Below are 12,220 nucleotides of genomic sequence, written 5' to 3'. Positions count from 1 at the left end.
TTCTCGGTGTTGGTGTTAGGAAAAAAAGTGGCTCGATTGGTTGTCGTTGGTTGTTCCCTCATCATGCTGGTAGCGGTTGGTCCGGGGGATTTGAATCCAAAATTCGCTCCCTTCACCGGCTGTCGAGGAACACCAAATTTTGCCTTGATGCCTTTGAACGACAATCTGGTAGCAAATGGCCAGTCCCAATCCCGTTCCTTTTCCCACGGGTTTGGTGGTGAAAAACGGGTCGAACAAGCGGTTTTGGATTTGGGGAGAAATCCCTACCCCGTTATCAGCAATGCAAATAGACACCCAATCATCGGCGGTTCGTTGCGTACGAATCCAAATGGTGGGAATCCGCTGGTGGCGATCGCTGGTGGTTTCTAGCCAGGCATCCACCGCATCGATGGCATTGCTAATAATATTAAGATACACTTGATTCATCTGTCCGGGGTAGCATTCTACCACAGGCAAATTGCCGTATTCGCGAACCACCCGAATTTCCGGTCGTCCCGGTTGGCTTTGCAGGCGATACTGCAAGATTTGTAAGGTACTGTCGATGCCGTGGTGCAGGTCAACTGCTTTGTTTTCCGCCTCGTCCAGATGCGAAAATCTTTTGAGCGATTGCACCAAGCCTTGGATGCGTTCGGTACCGCTTTGCATGGAAGCGATAATTTCGGGAAAGTCTTGTTTAATAAAATCTAAGTCAATTTCGGCAATTTGCTGTTGGATTCGCGGGTCTTGGATCTGGCAGCGTTCCTGGTAAGTGCCTAGTAGCTGCAGGAGGTCGAAAAAATAGTTTTCTGCATAGGTTAAATTGCCGCTGATGAAATTAACGGGGTTGTTGATTTCGTGAGCGATGCCCGCTACCATTTGTCCCAAACTGGACATTTTTTCGGCTTGAATGAGTTGTGCCTGTTTGTCTTGCAATTCTTGCAAAACTTGGCTGAGACGCTGTGCCTGAGAGTTGGCGGCAATCTCTGATTCTCGGCTTTGGCGGTACAGGTGAGCGTGGTCGATGGCGATCGCGAGTTGTTCGCGAATTTCCAACATGAGTTCGATTTCATCAATTTCCCAGACCCTATTTCCTTGGCGATGCTGGCACAGAAGCAACCCATCTTGGCTGCAGTTGGGACGCACGGAAGTAACCAAAAGTGATTGGATACCGTGTTGTAAAAAAGCTTGCTGTGGGGTTTTTGCCAGGACTTCTCCGGAATGTAAGTCATCAATTTGCAAACAATAGTTATTTAATAAAATTTCTCCTAAATCGGGATTTGCCGCCAGCAGCTGACAATTGGGAGGAGGATCTGCCAGACTATCCACGGCGGCGTGGCGAAAGCCGAGAATTCGGCCGTTTTCATCCCGTTCGTACCACACAAACTGACAAATATCGATCTGCAATAGCTGGCGAATTTCCTGGACTGTCGTTTGCAAAACTGTATCCAAATCTAGAGAACAACGAATTTGGTGGTACAGGCGACGCCGCAAGACTTCCTGTCGGTCTTGAAATTCCCGCAGCCGCTGCTGCGATCGCACCAGTTCTGCTTGGGTAGCTTGCAATTGTTCGTTTTTGCTTTGCAGTTCGGCGATCGCGTTTTCTAACTGGCGGGATTTATCCTCTAACTGGCAGCTATACTGGATAGAATGGGAAACTTCTCCCAACAGATCGACGACCACTGGTCTAAATAAATGGTTTTGTTCGTCTGCTCCTAGAAAAGGCAGCGGTTTGATGGGGGTTTCCCTGGTGCTGACAATTTCAAATTGTCCGTTGCGGCGAATTTTGCCGATGCGAAAGGGTTTTTCTATGTGTTGGTTTTGACGTAAATAAACCCAACCGCTGGGAGATAAAACTTTTTGTTCGCTGGCGGCTGGACGAATGTCATCGATGTGAAAGCTGCCGGCGGCTTCTACAGCTTGTTTCCATAAATAAACCTGAGTATAGGCTGAGACGATGGGGTCACTGGTGACGCGATCGCTGCCGTAGCGGTGGCGAAAGTTGCGAATAAAATGATGGTTTTCGGGGATATCCAAGCTTTGGAAGTAACTCCAAGCGGCGTAGTGACCGGCAGCGGCTTCCCCAATTTCCTGCAAGGTGGGTTCGGCAACGCTCAAAGCCAAAATGGGAATCTCGGCCGCAGAAATCCCGGCTTGGTGGTATTGTTGGTAAAAGGCTATGTTGGTGTCTCCGTTGAGGGTACTCAAAACAGCGTCGGGTTGCTTTTCTTGAATGTGCGCGATCGCGGCGGCGCACTGTTTTTCCCCCAACGGCAAATATTCTTCAGCGAGGATGGTTCCCCCCATTTGCTTGACAGTGGCTTTCACAATTTTATTCGCCGTTCGCGGAAATACATAATCTGACCCCAGCAAATACAAGTGGGTTTTTCCTTGTTCTAGCAACCAACGGACCGCCGGTTCGATTTGTTGGTTGGGACACATACCAGTGTAAAAAATATTGGGGGAACGTTCCAAACCTTCGTACTGTACGGGATACCACAGCTGGCTATTGTATTTTTCCACAATTGGCAATACGGCTTTGCGACAGGAAGAAGTCCAACAGCCGAACAACGCTGCCACCCGTTCTTGTTCGATGAGTTTTTTGGCTTGCAAGGCAAAACCCATCACTGCCGATTCCCCGTCTTCGATGGTGGGTTGGATTTGCTTGCCTAGAACGCCACCGGCAGCATTGATTTCCGCGATCGCCATCATGGCGGCATCTTTGAGGGGAGTTTCGCTAATCGCCATGGTGCCGCTGAGAGCGTGTAAAATGCCTACCTTTACTGTGGAACCAGTCATGGGTTGGGGATTTTTCCTCCTGTGGGTGTGGGCAAGTTAAGGTGTTGCACAGCCTATTCTTTACCTGCTGTTTGCAGAAAAACAGAAAACCCAGCACGTCTACCCCCATGGCGAATGCAAATGTTGGCCATTTGGGTTAAACTAAGCCAGACAGTCACCCACCTGACTCGTCTTCAAAACCGGACGTGATACTTTCGCATCATCCGGGGACTCAACAACTTGGCTCTTGTCACAAGTACCAAGACTACCATCGTTGGCAGTTTTTACATCGTGGCAATGTTTGTGAAGAAGTTGTAGGTTGTCGTATTTGTCCTTTCCGCCTAGGGCTTTTGGGACAATGGTTTGGTCGACTTCCATTATATCTTCCTCACGGAATGTCAGTCCACAATGGGCACATTTCCCTTTCTGTTTCCGATTCGTTTTTGCAGGTGGAAGACGTGACGTTCGACCTGTTTCCAGTCGATATCCCGCCATTCCAGTCTCACCGTATTGTTTCCAATCGTTTTGGATGTAATGCTACTTTCGACCTTATCTTCCAAGTCATCGAGAGTCTGTCAGCATATATTGGGTATTACCCCAATCGTTCGCTTCTGACTCCTTGTCTCGCTCACGCTTTAGGTTGTTTCCTTTCAGCTTTTGGCGAGAACGAATCGCACCAGACTTTCTTATAGTGACACATCTTGATTCTTCCATGCCACCACACTTTTTGTGAAGCCAACCGGCTTAGGCAGACCAGCTGGGTCGAGGAGGGGTTTTTGGGTTGCCTTCGCGATCGCTGCGAATTGGCAGTTTGATAGCAAATGCCGTTCCCCTTTCCCCAGTGGCTGGAGATTCACACCAAATTTCGCCACCGTGTTTTTCTACCACGATTTGATAGCTAATGGACAATCCCAACCCAGTTCCCTGACCTACGGGTTTGGTGGTGAAAAATGGATCGAATAAGGAAGATTGTGCTTGTTTGGGAATTCCCGGACCGTTGTCAGCAATGCGTACGCAAACATACTCGCCGTCTTGTACTTGCGTGCGAATCCAAATGGTGGGGGTATCTGCCTGGGAACCGCTGTTTTGGTACCGTTGGCTTTCTAAAGCATCGATGGCATTGCTCAGTATGTTCATAAATACTTGATTTAACTGTCCGGCAAAACAGGCTACTGGCGGGATATCTCCATATTCTTTTATTATTTGAACTTTTCTCATGTCCAGTTCTTTTCTGGGTTTGAGGCGGTGGCTTAAAATTAAAAGCGTACTTTCAATCCCTTCGTGCAAGTCTACTTCTTTGATTTCAGCTTGATCCAAACGGGAGAAATTACGCAAGGACAACACCAATTCGCGAATGCGGTCGGCCCCGGTGCGCATGGAATGGAAAATTTTGTCTAAATCGTCGCAAATGTAATTGAGTTCTATGTTTTCCATGAGGTCTTGAATTTCTGGTACCGGGTCGGGATAGTGGGTTTGGTATGCCTGCAACAGAGATAGCAAGTCGCTGACATAGTCCTGGGTGTGGGCGATATTTCCGTAGATAAAGTTAATGGGATTGTTAATTTCATGGGCCAGACCGGCGACGGTTTGCCCCAGGCTGGACATTTTTTCAGCTTGCACCAGTTGGGTTTGACTTTTTTGGAGTTCGTACAAGACTTGCTTTAGTTTCTCTGATTTTGCCTGTGCTTGTTGGGCAGCGAATTTAGCTTGGGCATACAAGTCAGATTGTTGTATGGATAAGGCTAAGTGGTCGGCGACGGATTGGGCAAATTGACAGTCATTATCCGACCATTGGCGCTGGCGATCGCATTGATTTAAATACAAAATTCCGTACAGGCGGTCTTGGGTTTGTACGGGAACCACCAACGAAGATTTGATTTTGGCTTTTTGATATTCTTGGTTGCTGGGGTCGATGCGCGGGTCTTGGGTCACATCCGCAATAACCACCGACTGGCGGTATTTGATAACCCAGTCAGTAATGGGACCGCGGGGTTCAAAGTAAGCTACGGAAGAAGAAAACGGTTCCCGACATACTTCAAATAGATTTTTCTTGCGAAAGGCGGTAATTTCTCTTTTTTGGTGATTTTCGGAGGGGGAAAATTGGTCGAGAACTTCCGGCTGGTTGCTAGAGGATGCGCTGGCTTGGCTGTTGGTTTCTTCTAACAGGTGAATGATGCAGCGATCGACATCCATGGCATCGAGAAGTTGGGCAATGGTTTCGGTTAAAATGGTTTCCGTATCGAAGCTTTGTCGGGTTTGGTAGGTGATTTGATTGACCAACTGTTCCCGGCGCGATTGCTGTAAAGTTTGCTCGTAAAGTTGCGACATGCGGGAAGCAATTTCTGTGCTTTGATGCTGGAGTTGCTGTTGTTTTTCAAAAAGCGATTGGTTGCGCTCGTCCATTTCCTGTTGGTACTGTTTGACGAGGTGGTCTAAAATATCAAGCAGTTCGCTGGTCGCCGCGCGCACAATGGGTTCTAAAGCGGGATGGTCGGCGTTTTGTTCTTCGTCGGTAGAGGCTAAAAAGGCTTTGACATTAGCAATATATGCGCGAATTTTGGCATCCGCTTCCCAGGGGGGTTGAAAGTATATGGTGCGGATGGTTTCGGAGGTAATACCAGGCAATCCGAGGTGGGAATCGCCATGCAACAATTGTTGGTGACCAGTTTCCATTTGCGCGATCGCTTGGCGCAATTGTGCGCGATCTTGTTGGCGTTTTTGTGGAGATTTTTGGTTGGCAATTTTGGAACAAAACAAGGCCGTTCGCTGCAGCAGCATGCGCTGGCGACCGCTAATATTGATAATCGCTGTGCTGGTTTCGGCAGGAGAAAATTGAGGATACATGCGATCGCTGCGTTCTCGAACGAGGGCAATTTCTTGACGAAAGGAAGATAGGGTACGATCGTTTTCTTGAAGTCTCATGGTACGGTCCAACAGGAACTGAAAGGAACCCAACAATTCGGAAGAAACAATTGGCACTTTCGATTGTGGTTGTTCGCTAACATGGGAAACACCAAAACGCAATTTTGCTCTGTATGACTGCGGAACAATTGGATTTTTGCGTTGCTTGGTTGGCTCGGGAAACAGTTTCTTTTGTTTTTCTTAATCTGTAGGAGTGTAAAGGAAATTGCTCCCGGCGTCAAATTAAAAGCAACCAGCTTGCCAAACGGTGAAATATTTTGGTTTTTTCAAGCGTTTTATAGGCTGGGTTGGGCGATCGCCTATGGTTTTTTGGGTATCCTGAAGGGTAGATGCACGCATGGCAAGTTTTGAGGGAAAAGTGGCGATCGCCAAGAACCAACCCAATAGCTAGCCAAGGAGCACACCATAGCTGCCGTGCTTGGCTTTTTGGCAAAAATTGTCCCTTATCGAGGGATACATCTAGGATATAAGCCTTACCTATTTATAAAAAGTAATTTAGGTTACAAAACGTCCAAATTCCCCGTTTTTTGGTTTAAACCAGCAAACGCGCTTGCGAACCGTTGGCATCTTTGCGCACTTCAATGCGGGTTTGAAAAGCTTCCTTGAGGTGGGGAATGTGGGTAACGGCGAGAATACAGGCAAAATCCGGCGCGATCGCCTCGATCGCCGCAATCAAGCGTTCGCAGCCTTCGTTGTCTTGGGTGCCAAACCCCTCATCCACAATCAGCATTTGCAACGGCGTTCCCGACCGCTGCGCCAGCAACTTCGCCAACGCCAGCCGAATGGCAAAGTTAATCCGAAACGCTTCGCCGCCGGAATAGGTTTCGTAAGGTCGCGTTCCCCTGGCATCGGCAATGTAAATATCCAACGTATCGATTAGTTTGCTATTTTTCTTAGAATTTGAACGGCTTTGTTTTTGAGTCACGAACTGAACGTGAAGTTGGTTGGCACTGAGGCGGGAGAGAATGTGGTTGGTTTCCGCTTCCAGCTGCGGCAGAACGTTTTCAATGGTTAGCGCCTGAATACCGTTTTTGCCAAACGCCGCCGACAGTTCCTGATACACCCGTTTTTGGCGTTGGATACTTTGCAATTGCTGTTTCAAGGTTTGGCGTTGGGTTTGCAATGCTTCCAGATGGGATGCCTGCTGTTGGTAGCTGCCTTGCAAAGCCAATTGTTGGTCCAACGCCTCCCGGCGTTGCTGGATTTGTTTTTCCAACCGTTCCAACTCTGGGGTCGGATCTTCGGTATTGGCGAGTTCCTGTTGCATGGCGGCAATGCGATCGCGCTGTTGTTGCAGTTTTTGCGATCGCGCCTGGAGGGATTCCTGCAACTGCTGCACCCGATTTCGCACCTGGGGATAGTCCTGTTTGGCTTGCTGTAGCGTTTGATACTCCACTTCCCATTTCGACAGCTGCCGGAGTTGCTGGCGCAGTTGGTTGTGGCGGTTGCGGTCGTAGCCTAAAGCTTCCATCTGTTGCTGTACCCGGTTGATTTTTTGCGCCAGTTCGGAATTACTTTGCATCTGTTCCCGCTGGGTTTGCAGCTGCTGGATGGTGGCGGTTACTTGGGGTTGCCGTTCGCGAATTTGAGCGAGATTTTTCTTGGCTTGTTCGATTTTTCCTTGTTTGATTTCTGCCCAGCGTAAGTTTTCCACTTCCCCCCGCACCAGCGCGTGGTTTTTCTCGTCGTAGTTCATAGCCACAATTTGCGCGTCTAGCTGCTGCAACTGCTGGCTGAGGTCGCTATCTACCCCAGATGCCAGCAACGTCCCCAAGCGATCGCGCTGCTGTTCGGTGTCGGCGAGGGCTTGTTTGATTTCTGTGAGATTTTCTAACTGGGATTGCAACTGACCGCGCCGGCGGAAAGCTTCGTTATAGGAAGTAAGCTGTTCTTTGAGGCGGGTATATTCCTGGCGCAACACCTGAATCTCCCGTTCGGAAACGGTAATTTGCTCGCGCACCAACCACAGGCGTTCCCGCAGTTCTTGCTGTTCGGCGGTGGTTTTCTCCCGCACCAAGTTTTGGTGATATTCATCTAAGGGGCGATCGCACAGAGGGCAAGGAGGATACTCGGAATCGCGATCGTCGGTGCTTTGACTAGTATTCTCTAGCAGCGCTTGTTTCTGTTCCAACTCATCCATCTGCCGCTGCCATTCTTTCTCTTGGGTTTTTAACTGGTCCAGAAAGCTGCGCCGTTCCTTGCCTTTATCTTCAACCCGCTGCTTGTAAGTTTGTGTTTTTTCCAGTTCCGCAATTTCCGCTTCTACAGTTTCTAATTCTCGTTCTAAATGTTCCGTACGCGCTAGCTGCTGGCGGTATTTTTTGGCATCGCTGTCCAAAGCTTCCCACCGCGCCGTATATTGTGCGTGCAAGCGATCGAGTTGGTTTTGTACTTCCTGTCGCTGCTGCAGCAACGGCGAAACTTGGGTTTGTAGATTGTCCAACTGGTGCAAGCGATTTCTGGCATCCTGCAACCGCGCCACCGCCGCTTCCACTTCTTCAGTTTTTTCCAGCATGGGTTGCAATTCTTGTTCCTGTTGCTGTAAGTTTTCCAGTTGGGTTTGCGACTGCACCAACCGTTCGTTAATTTCAGCGATGGCATTTTGCAGTTCTTCGGTAAGTTGCTGGCGTTGCGTTTCTAGTTGCTGGTAAGTGTTGTATTTGCCTTCGATTTCTTCTTCTTGTGCTTGCAAGTTGCGATATTGTTGGTATCCGGCGGTAATTTCCGCTTCCCGCGCTAGCAGTTGGTCTAATTTTTGTCGCTGTTGTTGGGCAGTTTGTTGCTGTTGTTCTAAGTCTTGATATTCTGCTTGTAGGTGGCGGACTTGTTCCTGGTGCCACTGTAGTTGCTGCTGGGTAGTTTGGCGCTGGTTTTGCTTGGCTTGTAGTTGTCTGTAGCTGGCTTGGTCTTGTTCCTGTTGGTTTTGTAATTTTTCTATAGTGGCAGCAACTTCTTCTAAAGAACGCGCGATCGCGGATTTTTCTTGTAATTTGCTGTCAATTTCTTGGATTTGCGGTTCGGTGGCTTCCGCTTTAGCTTTGAGGTTGCGCGTTTTTTCTTTGGCTTGTTCGGCAAGGGTTTCGTAGCGGTCGAGTTTGAGCAATTCTGCCAAAACCTGTTTGCGCTCTTTGGGACGTTTGAGCATGAACTCGTCTGCTCGACCTTGACGCAAATAAGAGGAATTGATAAAAGTGTCGTAGTCGAGTCGTATATGTTGGATAATTTTCTGTTGAGTAGCGCGCACCCCGCGTTCGGTGAGAGAACGAAAGTCAGCATTTTGCGGGTCTTCCGCATCGTTGTTGGCTACTTGAAATTCCAGAGAGGCACTTTGGCGGCGGCGACGGCGGCGAATGATGCGGTAGGTGTGTCCGCGCGCGTGAAAAATAAAGTCTACTTGGACTTCCTTAGCACCGTAATAGATGAGATCGTCTTCCGAGGCGGCACGACTTTGACCCCAAATGGCCCATGCCATGGCTTCGAGTAGCGAAGATTTGCCGGCACCGTTGGCACCACAAATACAGGCTGTGTGCAAACCTTTGAGATTGATGGTGGCTTGGTGATAGCTGAGGAAGTTCTTTAGGGTTAGTTTGTACGGAATCATGCAAAAACGATCGCTCCTCAGAATTACACGGTTAAAATGGTGGGAATGGAACGCCGGATGTCAATCGAGGAAATGAAAATCCGGCATTTTTCCAAGAGTTTTTGCGGATCTAAAGACTATTTTGGTCTTCTGCGACCCTGCTTTTCCGCTCTAATGGCATTTTTTTTACAATTCTTAATATTGTATCCCCATTTTTACCAGCGGTGGGAATGTTATTGGCAAGTTGCTGCGATCGCTAGTATGATGAACAACATTCGATAGCCCAAAGATGGGTAGAGAATTTTGGCAGAGGTGGGAACTTTTGCCCCATTTGCAGTTGGTTGGATAGGTAGTTTTCTCTGGAGAATACACTAGATGTAGCGTTGTTTTGCTATTAGAAATTCAAAAAACACTACCCCTAGTTGAAAAGGGAGAACAAAAACTCAACCGAGATAACGATCGTGCCGATGCCTACCGCGATCGCCAAGAGGATGAAAGCGATCGCTGCTACTGCCAGCGCTACAATGGAAATGGTTTGGGAAGCGCGATCGCCAGACTCCCTGATAGCAGGAGTTTCCAGATTTTCTTCAATCAAACGTAAATTGCGAGCGTTGGCTTTGTAACCAAAATCAAAAATATCACCTACCACTGGCAAGGTTCCCACCAGCAAATCCAGCAGGAGATTAAACAGCATCCGAAAGAGGATGGCAACTGGCAATCCCAAACGCAATGCTAGCAAAAACATATACCCGGAAATAAAGCCGCCGATCCAATCGCCGACACCTGGGAACAATCCTAACAACGGGTCGATGCCAATGCGAAAGGAAGTACCGGGAAGGGGAATGGCGTTATCGAGGATATGGCTGAGGGAACGCAGTTGCGCGAGGATAGGGGCTTGGCGATCGCGATCGGTTATCATACAAGGATGCTAGAGTGCTGCCAGTTTTTAGTTTAAAGCATTTTTCGTTGATGTAAGATAAGAATTTGACCATACAAAAACCATATTCAAAATTGTAGGGTGGACATTGTCACCCTATTAAACTTATACCATTTCTGAAAGACAACGATTGTCTGGAATTTCCCAATTACCCTGGTAGGGTCGATTCGCCAAGTCCCCTACCAAAATGCCTCTATTCAGGAAATGATATTACCTAAATTCCCAAAAAGCTTATTTCTATAAAAAATATTTCGAGAACCCATAGAAAATTGTAGGGTAGGCATTGCCCACCCTACTGCCAGTTTTTTGTTTAAAACAATTCCGGGCAGCAATAGAATTATACCATTTCTGAAAAACAACGATTGTATGGTATTTGCCAATTGCCCTGGTAGGGGCGCTCACGCGTTGCGCCCCTACTCACGCGTTGCGCCCCTACAAAAATGCCTATATTATCTCTTGCAGATTATTAAGGAAATGGTATTAGGCTTGATTAATGAAGAATATCATTCAATCTTACAATCATTAAAACCCCGATCGCTTCTGTTCGCCATACTTCCCATCGTGCCAAAACACCTACAAATTTACCAAAATTGAAAAAAGTATTTCTGTCTTCACTGAGAAACCAACCGCTGCGCGATCGCGATAATTTGAGCTGGCTGAATTGGCTTATTGAGAAAAGCATTAGCACCCGCCAGGCGCGCGCGGGTGTTGTTGATAACCCCACCTTGGCTGGTTAGAATCACCACAGGCACCGATTTTAAAACTTCCACCCGGCGAATTTGCGCGCAAACTTCGTATCCGTTAGCAACTGGCATCACCAAATCCAGAAAAATTAAATCTGGAGAAGACTCCAATAATATAGGTACTGCTTTCACGGAATCTTCAATAGCCACAAACCGCCAACCTACTTGCGTGGCAATGTGTTCCATTTGCTGGTGGATGTAGCTGCTGTCATCGATGCAAGCAATGCAAAATGGCTTGGATGGTGGTGTTGCCGACTGGCCTACAGAAGCGATCGCGCCAGTGGTATCTTCGTCGCCATCGGCGGCTTCCACTGTTTTAAGTTTAATAATTCCTTGTTGGATATAGGGAAGTAATGCCTTGCCCAAGCGCCACAGTTCCTTTTGCGTTGCGATCGCTAAATCCCATAAGGAACGCCGGCCGTCAATGGCTTTCGTCAAAACGCTGTACGTTCCTGGTGAAGTCATTTGCTGGAGTTTCTGCGGTTGCGCGATCGCTGGTATTTGGTGAGGAGAAATATTTTGCAACCCCGCCTTTTGCCACGCCAACCACTCCTGGTATGCCTCTGGAAAAACTTGCTTCGGCCAGAGCAACCCTGACATGAGTAGGGAAGTTTTGTCCAACCCCGTTTCCGGTAATGCCTGGTAGGAAAGTAACTCCCAAGCTTCCTGCTGCAAAATATCAAAAAATACTTCCTGACAGTTGCTACCAACAATCGCAGTAATTCGCCTGCGGTCGAATTGATTTTGTTTGGCGGCAGTTCGGAAAAATTCGTAATGCTCGCAAATAACCGACCGGCTTTTCATTAGGGAAAATTCGCTAAGCATTTTGTTACCATTTTGCAAACCGTGTTGCCGCCAAACGCGACGAAATCGGCGCTGGGGAAAATCGCCTCCTGTTGCCCAGGCTAGGCGACCCAAACAGAAAAAGATATCCCATTTTCTTTGAATTGCACTTATTTCTAGCTTGCCAGTAAACCCTTGAGCAGCAAGCTTTTCCAATTGTTCCTTGAGAGAAGTTGTATCTTTTTTGGAAATATTAGCGGTCGTCATAACTTTGCTTCCCATTTCAGAACCAGTATTGACAAATAAATTAGAATTGGTTAAGATATTACACTGTGGAATTGATTAAAAACGAGCGCTGGTGGCAACGTGCAACATAACTTTCGGTTTGGGCGAGCAACCGCACTATTAGCGATCGCCTCACGGAAAATACCTCGATACGTTTAGAAGCCCTGTCGCTTTAGCGCAGGGAGGAAAAACGGACGGCGACTTTAGTCGCCTATA

At 47.9% G+C, this 12,220-nt stretch carries 5 protein-coding genes and 1 pseudogene; all 6 read right to left on the bottom strand.

Annotated elements, in window-relative coordinates:
- Positions 1-15: 15 nt before the first annotated feature.
- Positions 16-2,775, bottom strand: coding sequence for a transporter substrate-binding protein (locus AS151_RS12235; protein WP_071517348.1), 2,760 nt, complete (start codon positions 2,773-2,775; stop codon positions 16-18).
- Between the two features lie 141 nt (positions 2,776-2,916).
- Positions 2,917-3,201: pseudogene (locus tag AS151_RS12230) on the bottom strand (HNH endonuclease signature motif containing protein); the annotation flags it as partial.
- Positions 3,202-3,498: 297 nt separating this feature from the next.
- Positions 3,499-5,676 carry an ATP-binding protein gene (locus AS151_RS12225; protein ID WP_139240635.1) on the bottom strand — a complete coding sequence of 726 codons (2,178 nt, stop codon included), beginning with the start codon at positions 5,674-5,676 and terminating at the stop codon, positions 3,499-3,501.
- A 532-nt stretch (positions 5,677-6,208) separates the two neighbouring features.
- Positions 6,209-9,277, bottom strand: a complete 3,069-nt coding sequence (locus AS151_RS12220; protein WP_071517345.1) for an SMC family ATPase — start codon at positions 9,275-9,277, stop codon at positions 6,209-6,211.
- Positions 9,278-9,674: 397 nt separating this feature from the next.
- On the bottom strand, positions 9,675-10,175 hold the full coding sequence (locus tag AS151_RS12210) for a DUF4112 domain-containing protein (protein ID WP_071517343.1): 501 nt from the start codon (positions 10,173-10,175) through the stop codon (positions 9,675-9,677).
- A gap of 629 nt (positions 10,176-10,804) precedes the next feature.
- A complete protein-coding gene (locus AS151_RS12205; RefSeq protein WP_071517342.1) occupies positions 10,805-11,986 on the bottom strand; it encodes a response regulator in 1,182 nt (393 codons plus the stop codon).
- Positions 11,987-12,220 lie beyond the last annotated feature (234 nt).

This window comes from Geitlerinema sp. PCC 9228 (assembly GCF_001870905.1).
Lineage (GTDB): Bacteria > Cyanobacteriota > Cyanobacteriia > Cyanobacteriales > PCC-9228 > PCC-9228.
Note: the sequence above shows the minus strand (reverse complement) of the source record. Positions and strands in the feature narration are given on the sequence as shown.

Excerpts from the sequence above, each read along its gene's own strand:
- AS151_RS12220 (WP_071517345.1), bottom strand. The coding sequence starts at position 9,277 with ATGATTCCGTACAAACTAACCCTAAAGAACTTCCTCAGCTATCACCAA.
- AS151_RS12205 (WP_071517342.1), bottom strand. The coding sequence starts at position 11,986 with ATGACGACCGCTAATATTTCCAAAAAAGATACAACTTCTCTCAAGGAA.
- AS151_RS12225 (WP_139240635.1), bottom strand. The coding sequence starts at position 5,676 with ATGAGACTTCAAGAAAACGATCGTACCCTATCTTCCTTTCGTCAAGAA.
- AS151_RS12235 (WP_071517348.1), bottom strand. The coding sequence starts at position 2,775 with ATGACTGGTTCCACAGTAAAGGTAGGCATTTTACACGCTCTCAGCGGC.
- AS151_RS12210 (WP_071517343.1), bottom strand. The coding sequence starts at position 10,175 with ATGATAACCGATCGCGATCGCCAAGCCCCTATCCTCGCGCAACTGCGT.